The following is a 19,776-nucleotide window of genomic DNA, read 5'->3' on the forward strand; positions in this document are numbered from 1 at the left end:
TGTGTGGGAGTACCTGCCTGCCAGGCTGCGTCTCTGGGACAATGGCGGGATGCTCAAGTTTGTCTACCGCACACTGAACCAGTTCATCAATTCGCAGTCGCTTTCGGGCGTGGTGCTGGCGCTGGCCGCTGTGGCGGCGCTGGTACTGAGCAACTCGCCATGGAGTGAGACTTACAACCGGTTTGTGCAACTGCCAGGCGAACTGCGGGTGGGCGGTGATCTGCTGGTGCTTTCCAAGTCGCTACTGCATTGGGTCAATGACCTGTGGATGGCGGTGTTTTTCTTTCTGGTGGGCCTGGAGATCAAGCGCGAATTGATCGAGGGCGAGCTGGCCTCGCGTGCACAGGCGCTGTTGCCGGCGGGCGCTGCGTTGGGCGGCATGGTGGCGCCGGCGCTCATCTACATGGCGATCAATGCCGGCGACCCGGTCGCGATGCGCGGCTGGGCGATTCCGGCCGCCACCGACATTGCCTTTGCGCTGGGCATCCTGGTGCTGCTGGGCAGCCGCGTGCCGGCATCGCTCAAGGTGTTTTTGACGGCTGTCGCCATCATTGATGACCTGGGCGCCATCCTGATCATTGCGTTTTTCTACACCGAGGGTTTGTCGGTGATGGCGTTGGTGGCCGCCGCGATCGGTGGGTTGCTCTTGCTGGCCTTTAACCGGGCGAAGGTGATGGTTGTAGGGCCCTACGTGGCAGTGGGCCTGGTGATCTGGCTTTTCGTCTACAAGTCGGGCATTCATGCAACGCTGGCGGGCGTCATTACCGCGCTGGCGATTCCCCTTTCAGACGGCAAAGGCGGCTCGCCGTTGAAAACCGCTGAGCACGCGCTGCACCCCTGGGTGGCTTTTGCGGTGTTACCGATGTTTGCGTTTGCCAATGCGGGAGTGTCGCTTCAGGGGGTGACCGTCGGAACGCTTCTTCAGAGCGTGCCCTTGGGTATCACGGCAGGCCTGCTGGTGGGCAAGGCGGTCGGCGTGTTTGGGGCTTCCTGGCTGCTGATTCGCTTTGTCGGTGCACGCCTGCCCGCCGGCGCTGGCTGGAGCCAGTTTTTTGGTGTCTGCCTGCTGTGCGGCGTGGGCTTTACCATGAGCCTTTTCATCGGTGCGCTCGCATTTGCCGGCCAGGATGCGGCATACGAGACGCAACTAAAGCTGGGTGTGCTGTGCGGTTCGTTGTTGTCAGGGGTGCTGGGTGCGGTGATGCTGATGCGCGCCAGCACCCCAAAAAAGGCGCCGGACTAGCTGTCCGGCGTGGCTCGCTTAGTGCTTTTGCGCGGCGATGGCGGACATGATCTTGTCGGTGTAGGCGATCGCAATCGCCGACAACAGGAAGGTGATGTGGATCACCGTTTGCGCAATCAGGACCCTGTCGGTGTAATTGTCGGCGTTAATGAAGGTCTTCAGCAAGTGGATGGAGCTGATGCCGATGATGGCCGTTGCGAGCTTCACTTTCAATACCGAGGCGTTCACGTGGCTCAACCATTCGGGCTGGTCCCGATGGCCTTCGAGGTTCATGCGGCTCACAAAGGTTTCGTAGCCGCCCACGATCACCATGATCAGCAGGTTCGAGATCATGACCACGTCGATCAGCGCCAGCACTACCAGCATGATGACCGTCTCGTTGAGCGACACGATGGGCGTGGAGGTCTTGTAGCCGATGCTGGTGATCAGCGACTGCAGTGCGGTCTGGCTGCCGAAGGCGGCTTCAATCAGGTGCCACAACTCCACCAGAAAGTGCAGCACGTACACGGCCTGAGCGGCGATCAACCCGAGGTACAGCGGCAATTGCAGCCAGCGGCTGGCAAAAATCAGGTTGGGCAAGGGGCGCAGGGGCGAAATTTTGGCGGGGGTGGGGGATTGGGTGGATTCAGTCATGATGGCGTAAGCTGGGGGTTTGCGGCATTGTAGGGGGAGCGCAGGTACCCCCTGAATTGCAGAAGTTGTAAGGTTCAAGCCAGTCAGTGGCTTGTAAGTGCGGCAGAAGACAGTACCACGCATTCAGTGACAAACAGGAGACAAAACCAATGAGCGCCCCTTCATCCGCGATCGAATCCACCCTGGTTGAAAATCGCATCTTTCCGCCGACACCAGCCACCGTAAAGGCCGCGCGTATTTCGGGTATGCCGGCTTACCAGGCGCTGTGCACCGAAGCCGAGAAGGACTTTGAAGGGTTTTGGGCTCGCCTGGCGCGCGAAAACCTGAGCTGGAAGAAGCCATTCACCCAGACACTGGATGAGTCCAATGCTCCGTTCTACAAGTGGTTTGCCGATGGTGAACTCAACGCTTCCTACAACTGTCTGGACCGCCATCTGGGCACACCGGTCGAAAACAAAAAAGCCATCATCTTTGAAAGCGACGACGGCAAGGTCACCAACGTCACTTACAAAGAATTGCATGCCAGGGTCAGTCAGTTTGCGAGCGCGCTGAAAGGCGCCGGCATCAAAAAGGGCGACCGCGTCATCATCTACATGCCAATGACGGTCGAAGGCGTGGTGGCCATGCAGGCTTGCGCGCGCATAGGCGCCACGCATTCGGTGGTTTTCGGCGGCTTCTCGGCCAAGAGCCTTCAGGAGCGTATTCAGGACGCCGGCGCCGTGGCCGTTATTACCGCCAATTACCAGTTGCGTGGCGGCAAAGAGCTGCCGCTCAAAGCCATCGTCGATGAAGGCATCGCCATGGGCGGCTGCGAGTCGATCAAGAACGTGATCGTCTACCAGCGCACCGCCACTGCCTGCAACATGGTGGCCGGCCGCGACAGCCTGATGCACGAGATCACCGCCAAGGCGGCACCGGTGTGTGAGCCCGAGTTCGTCGGCGCAGAGCACCCGCTTTTTATCCTTTACACCTCGGGCTCGACCGGCAAGCCCAAGGGCGTGCAGCACAGTACCGGCGGCTACCTGCTGTGGGCCAAACTCACCATGGACTGGACCTTCGACATCCAGCCCGCCGACGTGTTCTGGTGCACCGCCGACATCGGCTGGATCACCGGCCACACCTACGTGGCCTACGGCCCGCTGGCTGCCGGCGCAACGCAGATCATCTTTGAAGGCATACCGACCTTCCCGAATGCGGGCCGCTTCTGGCAGATGATCGAAAAACACAAGGTCACGATTTTCTACACGGCGCCTACGGCCATCCGTTCATTGATCAAGGCCGCCGAGGCTGACGAGAAGGTGCATCCGGCCCGCTCGGACTTGAGCAGCCTGCGCATCCTGGGCTCTGTTGGCGAGCCGATCAATCCCGAAGCCTGGATGTGGTACTACAAGAACGTGGGTGGCGAGCGTTGCCCCATCGTCGATACCTTCTGGCAAACCGAAACCGGTGGCCACATGATCACGCCGCTGCCCGGCGCTACGCCGCTGGTGCCCGGCAGCTGCACGCTGCCATTGCCCGGCATCATGACCGCCATCGTCGACGAAACCGGCAAGGATCTCCCTAATGGCGCAGGCGGCATGCTGGTCGTCAAGCGGCCCTGGCCCTCCATGATCCGCACGATCTGGAACGATCCGGACCGTTTCAAGAAAAGCTATTTCCCCGAAGAAATGGGCGGCACGATTTACCTGGCCGGCGACGGGGCAGTGCGCAATGTCGACAACGGCTACTTCCGCATCACTGGCCGCATCGATGACGTGCTGAATGTGTCGGGCCATCGCATGGGCACCATGGAAATCGAATCGGCACTGGTAGCGCACTCTACGCTGGTGGCCGAGGCCGCCGTGGTGGGGCGGCCCGATGACTTGACGGGCGAAGCCATTGTGGCCTTTGTAGTGCTCAAGCGTTCACGCCCGACGGGTGAGGAAGCCAAGGCGATTGCCAAGGAGCTGCGCGACTGGGTGGGCAAAGAAATCGGCCCGATCGCCAAGCCCAAGGACATCCGCTTTGGCGACAACCTGCCCAAGACCCGAAGCGGCAAGATCATGCGCCGCCTGCTGCGCGGCATCGCCAAGGGCGAGACCATCACCCAGGACACCTCGACGCTTGAAAACCCTGCCATTCTCGATCAGCTGTCTGAAAAGCAGTGATCGAGAACGTGGCGTAGCCGCGTCAGCGAAGCTGGGGCAGGGTTGGGGGACACTCATATCGCGAAGCGATGTGACGTGGCCACAAAACCCTGCCATTCTCGATCAGCTGTCTGAAAAGCAGTGATTTGAAGCGGCATAAAAAAAGCCCGTCAATGACGGGCTTTTTTTGGGCCAGAAGCCCTCGGTTATTTCTGGGTCAGGATCCAGGCAACCAGCTTTTTGGCTTCGTCTGGGCTTACCTGGGCGTTGGCTGGCATGGGCACCGGGCCCCAGACGCCTGAACCACCCTTGATGACTTTGGCGGCCAGCTTGTCTGCTGCGTCTTTTTGCCCTGCATATTTGGCTGCGACATCCTTGTAGGAGGGTCCAACCAGTTTTTTGTCAACGGCGTGGCAAGCCATGCAGTTTTTTGCGGTTGCCAGTTGCAGATCCGCCAGTGCAGGGGTTGATACTGCAAAAACTGCAGCCATGGAAGCGATGACCGAAAGAATGCGTTTCATGGATTGTCCTCGTGGGGAGTTGTGGATTCGGTTACAGTCAATTAACGTCATTGTAGTGGTGCCGGTTGACCCGGGTTTCAAGGGTTGACCCGGCCAAACCACCACACATTCAGAGGAGTTACAGATGTTTTTTCTATTGGTTGGAATTGCTGCATTGGCACTGAAGTATCTCGAAATCGGTCCCGTTGCTACATTGAGCTGGTGGATTGTGCTTTCTCCATTCGCGCTTGCAGCCCTCTGGTGGTGGTGGGCGGATGCATCGGGCTATACCAAGCGTAAGGAAGTGGACAAGATGGACAAACGCAGGCAAGACCGCATCGACAAGCAGCGTGAAGCCATGGGCATGCTTTCGGCGAAGAAAAAGAAATAGCTGATACAGCGCAACTAGCTAAGACGCCAGTCAAGTTACCCGGTTTTCGCAACTGGCAGCTGGCCCCAAAGCAAAGAGCCCGTGAAGTCTGTAACTTCACGGGCTCTTTGCGTTTCAGCGGATCAAATCAATAGTCGTCCAGCACCGCACCCTTGCTGGCACTTGATGCATTGAAAGCGAACTTGGCCTGGACGCCCCGGGTATAGCGTGGCGCAGGGGCTTTCCAGCCGACCTTGCGTTTAGCCAATTCGGCGTCACTGATATTCAGTTGCAACAGGAGTTGCTTCGAATCAATGGTGATCGAATCGCCTTCATTAATGAAGGCGATATTGCCGCCAGCCGCAGCTTCAGGCGCCACGTGGCCGACCACCATGCCCCAGGTGCCGCCCGAGAAGCGGCCGTCTGTGATCAGGCCCACGCTTTCGCCGAGGCCGGCACCGATCAGCGCGCCGGTGGGGGCCAGCATTTCAGGCATGCCGGGGCCTCCTTTGGGCCCGAGGTAACGCAGCACCATGACATCGCCGGCCTTGATCTTGCCGGCCAGGATGGCTGCCAGCGCGGACTGTTCGTCATCAAACACCCGGGCCGGGCCGGTCATGACGGGGTTCTTCAGGCCGGTGATTTTGGCTACGCAGCCTTCGGGCGAGAGATTGCCCTTCAGGATGGCCAGGTGGCCCTGCGCATACATCGGATTGTTGATGGGGCGGATCACGTCCTGGTCGGCGCGCGGCACCTCGGGTACATCCTTGAGCGTCTCTGCGATGGTCTGGCCGGAGATCGTCAGGCAGTCGCCATGCAGCAGGCCGGCGGCCAGCAGCGTTTTCATCACTTGTGGAATGCCGCCGGCGCGATGCAGGTCCACGGCAAGGTATTTGCCCGACGGCTTCAGGTCGCACAGCACTGGCGTACGCTGGCGTACGCGTTCGAAGTCATCAATGGTCCATTCGACGCCGGCTGTGTGGGCGATGGCCAGGAAATGCAGCACGGCATTGGTGGAGCCACCGGTGGCCATGATCACGGCTACGGCATTTTCAATCGCCTTTTTTGTGACGATGTCGCGCGGCTTGATGTCCTTCTTGATGGCTTCGACGAGCACTTTGGCCGACTCTTTGGCCGAATTCATTTTTTCGTCATGCGGGTTGGCCATGGTGCTGGAGTAGGGCAGTGAGATGCCCAGGGCCTCGAAAGCGCTGGACATGGTGTTGGCCGTGTACATGCCGCCGCAGCTGCCGGTGCCCGGAATGGCGCGGCGCTCGATTTGCAGCAGGTCTTCGTCGCTCATGCGCCCGGCGGCGTTTTCGCCCACGGCTTCAAAGACGCTGACGATGTTGAGGTCTTTGCCCTTGTAGGTGCCCGGCAGGATGGTGCCGCCATAGACGTAGATCGCCGGCACGTTGGCGCGCAGCATGCCCATCAGGCCGCCCGGCATGTTCTTGTCGCAGCCACCAACCACCAGCACGCCGTCCATCCACTGGCCCTGCACGCAGGTCTCGATGCAGTCGGAGATCACTTCGCGGCTCACGAGGGAGTACTTCATGCCCTCGGTGCCCATGGCCATGCCGTCGGAAATCGTGGGTGTGCCGAATACCTGCGCGTTGCCGCCAGCTTCCTCGATACCGGCAATTGCCGCGTCGGCCAGTTTTTGCAGGCCGCTGTTGCAGGGCGTGATCGTGCTGTGCCCATTGGCCACGCCGATCATGGGTTTTTTGAAATCGTCGGCCTCGTAGCCCATGGCGTAGTACATGGAGCGGTTCGGCGCGCGCGATTTACCCTCGGTGATGTTCCTGCTGCGTGGGTTGGCAACGATGTTGACGGTTTTGGTTTCCATGGGTGTCTCGTGGTGTTGGCTACTGTGGCTTGCCCGCGTTTGACCTTGGGCATTCATCGGGAGAAACAGAGTATGCGTGCTTTGATTGATTCTTTCCAATCCATTATTAATCATCTATTAATATGTATGGCATATGAAAGATATTCTCGGCACCACGGGCATGGCTTCCCGTAAACCGCCCTTGATCGAGCTTCGCCTGTGGCGTCAGTTTCTGGCAGTGGCCGAGGAACTTCATTTCGGCCGCGCTGCCAAAAGCCTCAACATGACCCAGCCGCCGCTCACGCAGGCCATTGCGCAGCTGGAGGCGCATTTGGGCCTCAGATTGTTCGACCGCACCAAGCGTAGCGTGCAGCTCACGACGGCAGGTGCTGCCTTGGTGCCCGAAGCGCGTGACCTGCTGACACGTGCCTTGGCTCTTCCGGCATATGCGCGCGCCAGCGCGGACGGCGAGGCCGGGCGCTTGCGGCTGGCTTTTGTGTCTACGGTCGGTTTTGAGTTGTTGCCGCGTTGGGTGCAGGCCTTTCGCGAGCAATACCCCAAGGTGCAGCTGGAATTGATAGAGGCGACCGGCGACGTGCAGCTGCAGGCTTTTGAGCGCGGAGAGATCGACGCGGGCTTCATGTTGCATTCCCCTGGTTTCGCGCCGCCAGGCCTGGCCTGCCGGCACATCAGCCAGGACCCGTTGGTGGTGGCGCTACCCGGGCAGCACTCGCTGGCAAGCAAGGCGACGCTAGCGCTCCCTGATCTGCTGGGCGAGCCTTTAGTGATCTTTCCGCGGCGAATCGTTCCGTCACTTTACGACGCGATTTTTGCGATGTATCACGCCGCAGGGCAATTGCCGCAGGTTGCCCAGGAAGCCATCCAGATGCAGACCATCGTGAACCTGGTATCCGCCGGGCTCGGCGTGGCCTGGGTTCCCGAGAGCGTGCGGCAGTTTCAGCGCCCTGGCGTGGTGTATCGCAGCCTGCCTGGTGGCAGGCCTTCCATGCGTAGTGGTGCACGGGGTGCTTCGGCCGTGGTGCCTGGCTGTGAGACCAGTCTGGTCTGGCCGCGGGCCAGCGCCAACCCGGCGCTTGCCCGCTTTATCACCTTTATCGGCGCATAGACCGCTCGAAGGCTTCTTCCCGTTCGCGTTGCCGGCGCGCCGCCACCGCACTTTGCTGCTGCTGCTTTTCCGCTGGGGTGAGTTCGCGCTGCTCCATTCTTCGTTGGGCTATTTCGCCGGCACTGCTGCAGCGGGCGCCGTGGTTGGCTTCGCAGTTGGCAATGATCTGTTTGTCGGAAGCCTGCGCCTGGGTTTGGGCACCGCCTTTGCGCAGGCCACCCAGTGCCGAGGGCATGGCCTGGCGCGATCCGCCGCTGGATCGGTCAGCAGCAGCTGCCCGCGCATTCGCCGCAGCGTTTTCCGCTGCCCAATCCTTGGGTGCTGCGGCGGCTCCGCCATTGCCATAAAGCACGCCGGGCACGCCTGTTACAGGTGTGCCGTCAGTTGATGCTGGTGCCGCGGCAGGGGCGGGTGCGCGGACAATGAGCTTTTCATTGCCACCGCCGCTGGTCGCACAGGGCGTTTGTGAAAACACCTTTTTGCCGGCTGAATCAAGGCATTGGTAGACCTGTGCCGCAGCGGGTTGGATGCACAACAAACCCAAGCCTGAAACAACGGTAAAACAGAATAAATGACGCATGGTGTGATCCTGTACGGCGTTGCTCCCAGTTTAAGCGAGCGGGCTCACTGTAAGCCCTTTCCTACGAGCCTCGCATGCAAAAATACGGCCCATGCTTATTCATCCGCAAATCAATCCGGTTGCCCTGCAGTTGGGTCCCCTGGCCATCCATTGGTATGGCCTGACATATCTGGCGGCTTTTGGCCTCTTCTTCTTCCTGGCTACGCGGCGCCTTCGCCACGAGCCCTATGCGTCCATCACCGGCCCCGGCGCCTGGTCGCGCAGGGACATTGAGGACATCCTGTTCCTGGGTGTCATGGGTGTGGTGGTCGGTGGGCGGCTCGGCTACTGCCTTTTTTACAAGCCCGGTTACTACCTGTCGCACCCGCTTGAAATCTTTTTTGTGTGGCAGGGCGGCATGAGCTTTCACGGCGGGATGCTGGGTGTGCTGGCCTCGCAATGGTGGTTTGCCCGTTCGCGCCAGCGGCCTTGGCTGCAGGTCATGGACTTCGTCGCGCCTTGCGTACCGACCGGGTTGGCGGCGGGGCGCGTTGGCAACTTCATTAACGGTGAGCTCTGGGGACGTTTCAGCGACCCTGCTTTGCCCTGGGGCATGGTATTTCCGGGCAGCGGCGCCATGCAGCCGCGTCACCCCTCACAAATCTATCAATTCCTGATGGAGGGCTTGTTGCTGTTCGTGCTGCTCTGGTTGTACGCGCGCAAGCCGCGTAAGGTGGGGCAGGTCTCCGGGGCCTTCCTGGTCGGCTACGGCGTGTTTCGTTTCATCGCCGAGTTTTTCCGTGAGCCAGACGACTTCCTCGGCATCCTCGCCCTGGGCATGAGCATGGGCCAATGGCTTTGCGTGCCCATGATCGCAGCGGGTGCCTGGCTCTGGGTGTGGGCTTCCCGGCAGGGTCAACCCCAAAAATCCATCGCAGGCAGCTATTGATTTGTGGCGATAGCTCCGGGCGTCAGGACTATCTGGTGCCCTGAGCCTCTCGCTTCGGGGTGCTAGGGTTTCTCCCTGTCGTTTTCAGGCACAACTCACTTGTCTGACTGCTTTTTAACTCTCATAATTATGTGTAATTACTTGAAATTACCGCTGGAATTCTGAAAACTCCAGACGCTGCCGGGGCAGTTGTATGGAAGCAGGTGGATTTTTCGGGACGTGCCGGGCCACCGCAGTTGCCGGGTTCGGTGGATGTGTCGTGTATTTGGGTTCATTGCGTCAGCCGGTCAAAAGGGGTCTGTCATGCGTCTGGTCCAGAGTTCATTGCATCAGGAGGTCGCCAATACCCTGCGCGAGCAGATTTTTGCCGGCCAGCTGGCGCCCGGGAGTTTTCTGGACGAGGTGGCGCTATGCGAACGGCTGGAAATCTCCCGCACGCCACTGCGCGAGGCGCTCAAGGTACTGACCTCGGAAGGGCTTCTGCGCCACGAACCCCGGCGTGGTTGCTTTGTCAATGAGGTGACCGAGCAAGACCTGGACGACATTTTCCCGGTCATCGCCTTGCTGGAGGGGCGCTGCGCCTATGAGGCGGCACGCAATGCCACCGACGCCGATCTGGCTGCGCTCACTACTTTGCATGAGCGGCTTAACAGTCACGCCAAAGCCGGCCGGATCAATGACTATTACGCGACCAATTTCGCCATTCACGAGGCCATCATTCTGTTGGCCAACAACCGCTGGCTCGCGCAGGCGATTGCGGACCTGCGAAAAATATTGAAGCTTGCCCGGCTCCAGCAGTTGCACGCGCCGGGCCGGCTGGCGCAAAGTCTTTCAGAGCACATGACGGTGTTTGCGGCCCTCAAAAGCCGTGACAGCGAAGGTGCCGATGCCGCCATGCGCACGCACCTGACGCGCCAGCGCGAAGCGCTGCGTGACCTTTCCCGCAGCCAGCGCTCCAGGGTGGCCTCATGAGCGCCGCAGACTGGCTCAGCCGCAATGTTTCGCGGCTCACGGCAGGCGAAAAAGGCCTTACAGAAAAAACGGCCGCAGGGCAAACAGACCGTGCGCAAGCAGCTACAAAAAAGATAGCAGCTAGCGTCGAATTGCCCGCACGAAGCACGCATGAACGGCTTCTGGCAACTTTGAGCCATAAGGACGAAGCGCTGTCGCCGCGTGTACTTCGCCGCACCTTGCAGGAGTTGCAGGCCATCATTGATCCCCGCGTCAGTGAGGTGGAAGGCGGCCGGCGCGCCATGGCCATCGCGGCCTGGTACCAGGGCGCCACCCCGGCTCGCCGGCGCGACCTGTGGATGCTGATGAGTGAGCAGTTCGTCGCCAATCCGCAGAAGGTCAAGGCCGCGCAGGCGCAGTTTGCGGCTGCCGTGGGTACACCCGAAGAGGCCGTGGCCGAGGTGCGTTACCGCCGTGCCACAGTTTCGCCGCGCCGGCGTCTGCTGCAGCGCTTCAGCGTCTATCCGGGCGGCATCCAGTTCCTGGTCGAGATGCGTGCCGACATGCAGCCCAGCCTCAAGGCCGACAAGCGCTTGCTGGCCCTGGATGTCGAAATGGAATACATGTTCTCGACATGGTTCGATGTCGGTTTCCTTGACCTGCGCCGCATCACCTGGGATTCACCGGCGTCACTGATTGAAAAGCTGATCAAGTACGAAGCGGTCCATGACATCAAGGGATGGGCCGACGTCAAAAACCGGCTTGACAGTGACCGTCGCTGCTATGGCTTCTTCCACCCGCGTCTTCCAGAAGTGCCGCTGATTTTTGTCGAGGTCGCGATGGTCGAGACGATTGCGGGCGACATCATGCCTTTGCTTGATGAGCTGGCAGCGCCCTCGGACCTGAGCCGTGCGACCACTGCGATTTTTTACTCCATCAGCAATACGCAGGCCGGCCTGCGCGGCGTGAGCTTTGGCGATTCACTGATCAAGCGCGTGGTGGAGACCCTGAAAGAGGAGTTTCCCAAGCTCAAGACCTTTGCCACCCTTTCACCGATTCCGGGGTTTCGCAGCTGGCTGGGCAAGAACGCGGCGGCCATGCTGGAAACGCTGGGAGACAAGGAGCTTGCCGCCCTGGGCCGGGCGGTGGGGTTTGAGCCGCCCACTGCGGGGCACCTGCTGACCGCCGCAGAGAATCCGCTGGCCCTCAACGAAAAGTCGCCGGTGCGAAAGATGCTGCTGCACTGCGCCGCCCATTACCTGGGCCGGGCCCTGGAAGAGGGCAAGCCGCTGGATCCGGTGGCACGCTTTCATCTGGGCAACGGGGCGCGCGTAGAGCGCATCAACTGGGCAGGCGACCCGACGCCCAAAGGGCTCAGGCAATCGTACGGCCTGATGGTGAATTACCTCTATGACCTCAAGCGCCTGGACAAGCACCGCGCCTTGCTGGCCCAAGGAAAGGTGGCTGTGTCCGGCGCTATTGAATCGCTTTTGTAGTTTTTGCAGTTGCAGACGAGCAGTAGACAGATGTAGACAGATAAAAACGAAGGAGACAGACATGAGACCCGTTCACCTGATGGGAAGGTTGGCGCTTGCGTCGCTGGCCGCCGTGTTTTTGCTGGGACATTCCGCCCAGGCCCGCGTCACGCGGATCGTGATTGACGAAACCGTTCCCCTGGCGGCAGACCTGTCAGGTGGTGTTGCCTTTGAACAGGTTGCCGGCCGCGCGTTCGGCGAGCTGGACCCCAAGGCGCCTGGCAATGCCATCATCCAGGACATTGAACTGGGCAAAGAGGCCGATGGCAAGGTGCGTTACGTGGCCACCTTTGTGTTGACCAAGCCGGTTGATTCGTCCAGGGCCAGCGGCCTGATGTGGCATGAGGTGCCCAACCGTGGTTTGCGCCGGCCCAATGTGGTGCAGGAGCGTGCGCTGGGTGACATCGACCTCACCAGCGCCTGGCAGGGCGACAACGCCGGCGCCACCATGGTGCGGGCCACTGCTGCGGTCGAGCTTCCCCACTGGCTCAAGGTGCCGGTGGCAAGGAATGCCGATGGCTCACCCGTCACCGGTGAGGTGTTTGGCCGCATCGTCAATCGCACCGGCCCGGGTTCGCAGCCGCTGATCGTGCAAACAAATCCTGTTCCGTACAAGCCAGTGAGCCTGGACACGCGCCAGTCGCGCCTGGTGTCGCGCACGGCTGAATCCACCCGTGGCGATGTGACCGGCGAGACAGTGATTCCTTCCACCGACTGGGCCTGGGCCAAATGCGATGCGGCCAATCCTTTTCCCGGCATACCTGATGCCACGCAGATTTGCCTGAAGAACGGCTTCGATGCCAGCAAGCTTTACCAGGTGGTGTTCAAGGCCGCCGACCCCTACCTGCTGGGCGTGGGCTTTGCCGCCTGGCGCGATATGGGGGTGTTCTTCAAGACGGCCAGGGCCGATGACGCCGGCACACCGAACCCGGTGGCTGGGGTGGTGACCCACAGCATTGGCCGGGGCGTCTCGCAGTCCGGTAACTTTCTGCGCGGCTGGCTGCACCTGGGCTTTAACCGGGACGAAGCCGGGCGCCAGGTGCATGACGGCCTCTGGCCCATCATTGCGGGCCGGCGCATCGCGCTGAACTTCCGCTGGGCCCAGCCCGATGGCGTGCTGGAGCTGTACCAGGCCGGCAGTGAAGGGCCGCAGTGGTGGGCACGCGCGGCCGACCCGGTGCGCGGTGGGCCGCCTGCCGGTATTCTTGATCGTTGCGAAGCCAGCAAGACCTGCCCGAAAATCGTTGAGCACTTTGGCTCGGCCGAGGTTTGGGCCCTGAAACTTACGCCGGAATGGGTGGGTACCGATGCCAGGGCCGACCTGCCTCTGCCTGCCAACGTGCGGCGCTATTACATTGCCAGCTCCAGCCACGGCGGCGGGGCAGGGGGCTTTGACACCAGCCTGCCGGGCGTGGGCCTTCCAACGGCAGGCGCCAGTTGTCCGGGCAACAATTTCGGCATGGGTGTGTTACCCGCCAACCCGGTGCCGCATACCGAAACCGTGAACGCGCTGCGCGCGCACTTTCGCAACTGGGTGATGCGTGGCGCCGAGCCACCGCCCAGCCGCTGGCCTACCCTGGCGCCGCGTGCCGGCGAGCCGCGCGGCTCGCTGGCGCTGGCCACCAAGGAAGGCATCGGCTTTCCCACGCTGCCGCAGTTGCGCCCCACCGTGCCCGAGCCGGACTTCATCATGCCGGTGCTTGACTATGACTGGGGCCCCGCGTTCAACCCTGCCGATGGCTCGGGCGTGGCATCCAATGCGCCGCCGCCCATCCGCCGGGTGCTGCCCATGCTGGCGCCGCGTGTGGACGCCGACGGCAATGAGCTGGGCGGCGTGCCGGTAGTGCTGCTCGAAGCGCCGCTGGGCACCTACCTGGGCTGGAACATCACGACGGGCGGCGCCCGGCCGTTCCATCAGGGACAAATCTGCAATTACGTGGGCGGCATGGTGCCCTTTGCCCGCACGGCGCAGGAGCGCAGTGCCAACGGCGACCCGCGCCTGTCGCTGCAGGAGCGCTACGGTTCGCACGAGGGCTATGTGGTCGCCGTGCGCAAGGCCGCCGACAAAGCCCAGGCCCAGGGTTTCCTGCTGGCCGAAGACGCGGTGCGCTTAATCAAGGCTGCCGAAGCCAGCGCGGTGCTGCGTTGAAGGCGATTTTTAACGAATATCATCCCGTAGTAAAACTTATCAAAGGAGACAAACCATGATTTCATTTAACCGGCGCGACGTCCTGCGCATCGCTGCGGCCAGCGCTGCAACCGCATCACCCCTGCTGCATGCGCAGTCAGCCTGGCCCACCAAGCCGGTGACGATGATCGTGCCGTTTCCAGCCGGCGGCGGTACCGATGCGTTCGCACGGCCGCTGTCGGCGCAGTTCGCCAAACTCACAGGCAAGCAGCTCATCATCGACAACCGCGGCGGAGCCGGCGGCACCTTGGGCGCGAGCATCGCCGCCAAGGCGCAGCCCGACGGCTATACGCTGTTCATGGGTGCCGTGCATCACACGATTGCGCCGTCGATGTATCCCAAGCTGGACTACGACATCGAGAAAGATTTTGTGCCGCTGGCCCTGATGGCCAATGTGCCGCAGGTGCTGGTGGTCAATCCCCGCAACATGCCGTTCGCAGACTTCAAGGCTTACATCGCGGCCGTGCGCAAGGCACCCGGCAGATACAACTACGGCTCCGCCGGTGCGGGTACTTCGCACCATCTGGCCGGGGAGCTCTTCAAGCAGCAAACCAAGACCTTCATCACGCACATCCCTTATCGCGGCGCGGGCCCTGCGCTGCAGGACTTGATTGGCGGCAACGTCGACATGATGTTTGACGGCCTGGGCTCTTCCGCCAACCACATCAAGGGCGGCCGCATCAAGGCGCTGATGGTGTCGGGCACGAAACGCAACCCGGCTTTCCCGGACGTGCCCTGCGCCGGCGAACTCGGCCTGCCCGACTACACCGTGACCACCTGGTACGGCATCTGGTCGCCCAAGGGCACACCAGCCGACGTGCAGGCACGCATCGTGGAAGACCTGCGCAAGGCCGCCACCAGCGACGAGCTCAAAGCCATCTGGGCCAACAACGGCGCGGACTTCGGCAACCTCACGCCCCAGCAGTTCGGCACGTTTGTGAGCAACGAGGTCAAACGCTGGTCGGCGGTGGTGAAAGCCTCCGGCGCCAAACTCGACTGACCCCTTGATGACCGGTGTCGTTTTACTGGAAGTGAAAGGCCCCGTTGCCTTTGTGACGCTGTCCCATCCCGGCAAGCTCAACGCCATGTCTCGCGCCATGTGGCGCGAGTTGCGCGCGGCGTTTGAGCGCATCCAGCAAAGCGCAGCGTTGTGTTGCGTGCTGGTGCGGGGAGAGGGCGGGCAGTTTTGCGCGGGCGGCGACATCTCCGAATACGCCGGCTTTCGCTTTGAAGAAGCGGGCCTGCGCGCGTTTCATGAAGACGATGTATGGGGCGGCTTGCAGGCCATGCTGGACTGCGACGTCCCCATCGTCGCGCAGATCGAAGGCAACTGCATGGGCGCCGGCGTTGAGATCGCCAGCTGCTGCGATATCCGCATTGCCGGCGATACGGCAAAGTTCGGTGCGCCCATCGCGAAGCTCGGCTTCCCGATGGCGCCGCGCGAGGCTGCGCTGGTGATGCGTGCCGCCGGAGAGCTGACCGCTCGGGAGATGTTGCTTTCGGCTGCCGTTCTGGGGGCCGCCGAGATGAAGCAGCGCGGCTTTCTCAACCAGGTTGCGCCAGGCCAGGACGTCGAGGCCCTGGTCATGGCGTGCGTGGATCGCACCTGTGCCCTTGCGCCTGGCGCCGCGCGCCTGAATAAACAGGCATTCAGGGCTCTGGCGCCCACTGGATCAGCGCAACCAGCTACTGATTTGATAGCAACAGCCTACCGTTATGCCCCTTCTGCCGAGCACCGCGAAGGTATTGCCGCTTTCACTGAAAAACGCCTGCCCCGGTTTGATCGCCGGGCGGCCGACATTCCAACCATAGCCAGCCTGACCCATGAAAAACCATAACCTGTTTGCAGCGCTTCGAGCCGCATTTCCTTCTTCGCTCAATGAAGTCGCCGTCGAAACTGACAACGGCCTCTGCTATTCGTGGCGCGACCTCGAACGCGGCACTGCGATGATGGCCAACCTGCTGGCCTCGCTGGGGTTACCTGAAGGGGCCAGGGTGGCGGTGCAGGTCGAGAAGTCGGTGGAAGCCATGATGCTTTACCTGGCGACGCTGCGCGCCGGCTATGTGTTTTTGCCGCTCAACACTGCCTACCAAAGCGCCGAGATCGAATACTTCATCGACAACGCGGAGCCGTCCGTGATGGTCTGCAGCAGCAAGAATTTTGGCTGGGTCAGCAAGATCGCCTTCAAGGCCGGCACGCAGAACGTGTTCACACTGGACGATGACCGCACAGGCTCGCTGCTGGACCGTGCGGCGCATTGCAGCGACCAGCATGAAGTGGTGACACGGCGGGCGGACGACCTGGCCGCCATCCTCTACACCAGTGGTACCACCGGCCGCAGCAAGGGCGCCATGCTTTCGCACGGAAACATGTTGAGCAATGCGCTGGTGCTCAAAGATGCCTGGGGCTGGAAAAAAGGCGATGTGCTGATCCATGCCCTGCCGATTTTTCATGTGCACGGACTCTTTGTTGCCATTCACGGTGCGCTCATCAACGGCAGCAAGATGATCTGGCTGGCCAAATTCGACCCCAAGCTGGTGGTGAAAAAGCTGCCCCAAGCCACGGTGTTCATGGGCGTTCCCACGCTGTATGTGCGCCTGCTGGCCGAGCCGGGGCTGACCCGCGAAGCCTGCCGCAACATGCGGCTCTTTGTGGCGGGGTCGGCGCCTTTGCTGATCGAGACCTTCAACGAGTGGAAAGAGCGCACCGGCCACACCATTCTGGAACGCTACGGCATGTCGGAAACCGTGATGCTCACGTCCAACCCTTACAAGGGTGCCGAGCGGCGCGGCGGTACGGTGGGCTTTGCGTTACCCGGTGTCAGCCTGCGAGTGCAGGACGAAGGCGGCGAGTCATTGCCGGCCGGTGAGATCGGCGGCATCCAGGTCAAGGGCCCGAATATTTTCAAGGGCTATTGGCGCATGCCGGAGAAGACAAAAGAAGAGTTCACCGCAGACGGCTACTTCAAGACCGGCGACGTGGGCAAGATCGACGAGCGCGGCTACATCGTCATCGTGGGCCGCAGCAAAGACCTCATCATCAGCGGCGGTTACAACGTCTATCCCGCCGAAATTGAAGGCTACATCAACGACATGCCCGGCGTGGCCGAAAGCGCGCTGGTCGGTGTGCCGCACCCGGATTTCGGCGAGGTCGGCGTGGCCGTCGTGATCGCCAAGCCGGGCGTCGTGCTTGAGGGAAGCAGGATTGTGAGCGAACTGAAATCGAAGCTGGCCAACTTCAAGATTCCCAAGCACTGCTTTGTGGTCAACGAGTTGCCGCGCAACACCATGGGCAAGGTACAGAAGAATTTGCTGCGTGAGCAGTACAAGGGATTGTTTACCCGGGCCGCGGCTTAAGAACAGGTTCTAAGGCGCAAAGTCGTCGACCTGGATCACCTTGTCGGCGGCGCGCAAATAAGCCAACGCCAGGTTCGGGCGGCTTGAGGCTTGCGCGGCGTGCTCCATGGACTGATTGCTGCGCACGGCCTTGTTCAGCGCCACGGTTTCTTCGCCGAGCTGCGTTGCCAGATCGAGCGCGTCCATCAGGTCGCGCAGCCCGCCGCTTGTTGGCGTAGCCAAATCGGGGCACAGACGCCTTACGACAGCGGACTTGGTCCGCAGAAGTTTGGCAAGTTCCAGCAGCTGAACGTCCCGAAGCGGTGCCAGGCGCGTGCTGCGGTTCAGCACCAGTGCACCCACTACACGCCTTAGCGGCGAAGGAAAGTTGGCGTAGAGGGCCTCCAGCGTGTTGCCGGCTTCATCGAGCTGCACGCGAATGGCCGCCTGTGCGACCGGCAGCATGGTCGTATCCTTGTCGAAGGCATGGCGCCAAAGGCAGGCGCTGGCCATGTAGAGATGGGCCAGCACATCGCCCAGCCTTGCCGACAGCAACTCCATGCGCTTGAGCTTGCCGCCCAGCAAGCCCATGGCCAGGTCGCAGGTCAATGCGTACTGGCTGCTCAGGCGGGCGATCAGCCGGGCTTCTTTTTCGAGGCCCAGGGGTGGCGTGCCTTGCATGGGCGCACCGGCGATGCTGTGCCAGAAGTTACGCAGCACGTGTCCGCCATGGCCGATCAGCGCTTCCCCCAGCGCCTGCGCATCGTTGCCCTGCACGGCTTGCATTTCCTTCATCACGTAGGGGTGGCAGCGCACCGCGCCTTGTCCAAAAATGATCAGGGAACGGGTGAGGATGTTGGCGCCCTCGACGGTGATGGCGATGGGCGCACCGCGGTAGGCCACCGACAGCAGGTTGGACGGGCCCTGGATGATGCCTTTCCCGCCCAGAATGTCCATGCCGTGGCTGACGGCGCGCCGCCCAGCTTCGGTCAGGTGCACTTTCAGGATGGCGCTGGCCACGCTGGGCTGCTCTCCTTTGTCGAGCACGGCAGCGGTGTAGCGGCGTGCGGCGTCCGTCGCATAGAGCTCGCAGGCCATCTCCGCAATCACGCCGGCAATGGCGTCGAAGCGGCCGATGGGAAGCCCGAACTGCTCCCGCACCTGGCCGTAACCGTTGGCGACGAAAAGAGCCGTTTGCTGCATGGCCGAGCCCAGCGCAGGCAATGAGATGGCGCGTCCTGCGGCCAGGCATTCCATCAGCATGCGCCAGCCCTGGCCGACCTGCTGCTCGCCGCCGATGATCCAGTCCATGGGGATGAAGACTTCACGGCCTTCGATGGGGCCATTCATGAAGGCGGCGTCCATCGGCCGGTGCCGCCTGCCGATCTGCATGCCCGGTTGCGGCACGGGAATCAGCGCGCAGGTGATGCCCAGGTTGCGCTGGCCTTCGGGCAGGGTTTCGTCCACCGCGTTGAAGGCCAGGCCGACCACGGTGGCGATGGGCGCCAGCGTGATGTAGCGCTTGGAGAAATCCACACTGAAGCCGCGCACCATGACGCCGTCGATCTCGCGCTCGGTGACAACGCCGCGGTCAGGGATGGACGCGGCATCGGAGCCCGCATAAGGCGAGGTCAGTCCGAAGCAGGGCAGGTCGCGGCCATCGGCCAGGCGTGGCAGGTAGTGCTCTTTTTGTGCCGCTGTGCCATAGCGCAGCAGCAGTTCGGCCGGGCCCAGCGAATTGGGCACCATGACGGTCACGGCGGCAGAAATATTGAGTGTGGCGATACGCGTCACTACCGTGGCATGGGCGTAGTGGCTGAACCCGAGGCCACCCCATTCCTCGGGAATGATCATTCCGAAGAAGCGCCTGCCGCGCATGAAAGCCCAGACCTCGGCTGGCAGGTCGCCGGCCTGGTCGATGGCGAAATCGTCCAGCAGTGCGCACAATGCCGTGACCTCGTTGTCCAGGAAGGCCTGCTCTTTGGCGCTCAGTACATTGGGTCCAGCGGCCAGCAGGGCATCAAAATGGGGTGTTCCCGAGAACAGCCGGCCTTCGAACCCGACCGTGCCCGCCTCCAGCGCTGCCCGCTCGGTGTCGCCCATGGCGGGCAGCGCGCGGGCAAAGGGCTTCATGGCGGCCTGGCCTAACCATTGGGTAAGTCCCATGGGTTTCTCCTGAGCTGAAAGTAAGGGAATTGCCCTTAGCGTATGCAGCGCGAGCCATTTGGGCAGCCGTCCTTGGGCGTATCTGGCTGTAGGCGAATTGGCCCAGATGCCGGGCTGCCGTGGAGGCAGGCCCCGGGGAGAAAAAGTTCCCGCGGCTTTAGGGCCTGTCATCATATAAATCGCCCCTGTGTGGCACCCGGAAAAGGTCGCAATCTAGGCGCGAAATGAAGCCGGGGTAGGCCCCCGGTGAGGCTTCGCAACGACGA

General features: G+C 61.8%; 16 protein-coding genes. 11 read left to right on the forward strand and 5 right to left on the reverse strand.

Going from position 1 to position 19,776, the window contains the following annotated elements:
* Positions 1-49 precede the first annotated feature (49 nt).
* A complete protein-coding gene (gene nhaA, locus AC1DU8_RS07225) occupies positions 50-1,243 on the forward strand; it encodes a Na+/H+ antiporter NhaA (RefSeq protein WP_457280323.1) in 1,194 nt (397 codons plus the stop codon).
* Positions 1,244-1,261: 18 nt separating this feature from the next.
* Here nhaA and AC1DU8_RS07230 read toward each other — a convergent pair whose 3' ends face one another.
* Positions 1,262-1,876, reverse strand: coding sequence for a YqhA family protein (locus AC1DU8_RS07230; protein ID WP_457280324.1), 615 nt, complete (start codon positions 1,874-1,876; stop codon positions 1,262-1,264).
* A gap of 149 nt (positions 1,877-2,025) precedes the next feature.
* Between AC1DU8_RS07230 and acs the strand changes: the two genes are divergently transcribed.
* Positions 2,026-4,023, forward strand: coding sequence for an acetate--CoA ligase (acs, locus tag AC1DU8_RS07235; RefSeq protein WP_457280325.1), 1,998 nt, complete (start codon positions 2,026-2,028; stop codon positions 4,021-4,023).
* A gap of 185 nt (positions 4,024-4,208) precedes the next feature.
* Here the strand turns inward: acs and AC1DU8_RS07240 are convergent, their stop codons facing one another.
* Entirely contained in the window at positions 4,209-4,523 is a 315-nt protein-coding gene (locus AC1DU8_RS07240; protein ID WP_457280326.1) for a c-type cytochrome, read from the reverse strand.
* Positions 4,524-4,647: 124 nt separating this feature from the next.
* Between AC1DU8_RS07240 and AC1DU8_RS07245 the strand changes: the two genes are divergently transcribed.
* Entirely contained in the window at positions 4,648-4,893 is a 246-nt protein-coding gene (locus AC1DU8_RS07245; RefSeq protein WP_457280327.1) for a TIGR04438 family Trp-rich protein, read from the forward strand.
* A 127-nt stretch (positions 4,894-5,020) separates the two neighbouring features.
* On the opposite strand, the gene ilvD is transcribed toward AC1DU8_RS07245, so the two are convergent.
* Positions 5,021-6,721 (reverse strand): dihydroxy-acid dehydratase, encoded by a 1,701-nt coding sequence (gene ilvD, locus AC1DU8_RS07250; RefSeq protein WP_457280328.1) that lies wholly within the window; start codon positions 6,719-6,721, stop codon positions 5,021-5,023.
* Positions 6,722-6,854: 133 nt separating this feature from the next.
* On the opposite strand from ilvD, the gene AC1DU8_RS07255 reads away from it, so the two are divergent.
* The gene (locus AC1DU8_RS07255; RefSeq protein WP_457280329.1) at positions 6,855-7,826 is read left to right on the forward strand and encodes a LysR family transcriptional regulator; all 972 of its coding nucleotides are present in this window, start codon (positions 6,855-6,857) and stop codon (positions 7,824-7,826) included.
* Here AC1DU8_RS07255 and AC1DU8_RS07260 read toward each other — a convergent pair.
* Positions 7,813-8,406: a DUF4124 domain-containing protein gene (locus AC1DU8_RS07260; protein WP_477669055.1), complete on the reverse strand. Its 594-nt coding sequence runs from the start codon at positions 8,404-8,406 to the stop codon at positions 7,813-7,815. The genes AC1DU8_RS07255 and AC1DU8_RS07260 overlap by 14 nt on opposite strands.
* Before the next feature lie 91 nt (positions 8,407-8,497).
* On the opposite strand from AC1DU8_RS07260, the gene lgt reads away from it, so the two are divergent.
* From lgt to AC1DU8_RS07295, 7 genes are all read left to right on the forward strand, one after another.
* The gene (lgt, locus tag AC1DU8_RS07265) at positions 8,498-9,334 is read left to right on the forward strand and encodes a prolipoprotein diacylglyceryl transferase (RefSeq protein WP_457280331.1); all 837 of its coding nucleotides are present in this window, start codon (positions 8,498-8,500) and stop codon (positions 9,332-9,334) included.
* 303 nt (positions 9,335-9,637) lie between these two features.
* Entirely contained in the window at positions 9,638-10,306 is a 669-nt protein-coding gene (locus AC1DU8_RS07270) for a GntR family transcriptional regulator (protein WP_457280332.1), read from the forward strand.
* Entirely contained in the window at positions 10,303-11,781 is a 1,479-nt protein-coding gene (locus AC1DU8_RS07275; protein ID WP_457280333.1) for a malonyl-CoA decarboxylase domain-containing protein, read from the forward strand. Before AC1DU8_RS07270 ends, AC1DU8_RS07275 begins: the two co-directional genes overlap by 4 nt.
* A gap of 61 nt (positions 11,782-11,842) precedes the next feature.
* A complete protein-coding gene (locus AC1DU8_RS07280) occupies positions 11,843-13,969 on the forward strand; it encodes an alpha/beta hydrolase domain-containing protein (RefSeq protein ID WP_457280334.1) in 2,127 nt (708 codons plus the stop codon).
* Between the two features lie 55 nt (positions 13,970-14,024).
* The gene (locus AC1DU8_RS07285; protein ID WP_457280335.1) at positions 14,025-15,008 is read left to right on the forward strand and encodes a Bug family tripartite tricarboxylate transporter substrate binding protein; all 984 of its coding nucleotides are present in this window, start codon (positions 14,025-14,027) and stop codon (positions 15,006-15,008) included.
* A 7-nt stretch (positions 15,009-15,015) separates the two neighbouring features.
* Positions 15,016-15,846, forward strand: coding sequence for an enoyl-CoA hydratase/isomerase family protein (locus AC1DU8_RS07290; protein WP_457280336.1), 831 nt, complete (start codon positions 15,016-15,018; stop codon positions 15,844-15,846).
* Entirely contained in the window at positions 15,833-17,365 is a 1,533-nt protein-coding gene (locus AC1DU8_RS07295) for a malonate--CoA ligase (RefSeq protein ID WP_477726592.1), read from the forward strand. The genes AC1DU8_RS07290 and AC1DU8_RS07295 overlap by 14 nt, the downstream gene beginning before the upstream one ends.
* A gap of 9 nt (positions 17,366-17,374) precedes the next feature.
* On the opposite strand, the gene AC1DU8_RS07300 is transcribed toward AC1DU8_RS07295, so the two are convergent.
* Positions 17,375-19,510, reverse strand: a complete 2,136-nt coding sequence (locus AC1DU8_RS07300; RefSeq protein WP_477726593.1) for an acyl-CoA dehydrogenase — start codon at positions 19,508-19,510, stop codon at positions 17,375-17,377.
* Positions 19,511-19,776: the final 266 nt, after the last annotated feature.

The organism is Polaromonas sp. P3_A5 (assembly GCF_056403055.1).